This window comes from Kineococcus indalonis (assembly GCF_009906395.1).
GTDB classification, from domain to species: domain Bacteria; phylum Actinomycetota; class Actinomycetes; order Actinomycetales; family Kineococcaceae; genus Kineococcus; species Kineococcus indalonis.
In genome coordinates, this window is sequence record NZ_JAAALM010001009.1 from 1 (window position 1) to 491 (window position 491).

General features: G+C 79.6%; 1 pseudogene. It reads right to left on the minus strand.

What is annotated here, in order from left to right:
- Positions 1 to 491: pseudogene (locus GTR00_RS22445) on the minus strand (hypothetical protein); the annotation flags it as partial.

Consider the following 491-nt stretch of genomic DNA (forward strand, 5'->3'; position numbering starts at 1 on the left):
CACGAGCTCCACCTCGCTGGTCAGCGGGGCGCCCAGCAGGCCCGCCGGGCCGCCCAGGCGCGCGTACGCCTCGTGGATCGCGCCGCGCACCACGTGCCCGCGGGCGCCCGGCACGGAGGGGCGCGTGTACAGCGAGCCCTCGGTGCCCCGGTGCACCTGCCAGCCGCCCTCCACCACGGGCCGCTGCGCCAGGTCGCCCACGCGCTGCGGCGACCACGGGTCGTTGGAACCGGCGCGCACGAAGCCCGTGCGGTCGTACCAGCCGTCGCAGGGCACGTCGGCGGCCGTGGCCGAGTCCAGCACCGCCTCGCCCGCGCCGACCAGCGACCACCGCCCGCCCGCCAGGGGCCCGGGCAGGACCGTGCGCACCGTCGTCGGCGTCACGCGCGACGGGGCCAGGGTCACCGCGCGCGTGCCGGAGACCAGCGCCAGCGCCGAACCGTCCTGGGTGAACTCCGCCCAGTGCCCGGGGCGCCCGCCCACGCACGCCG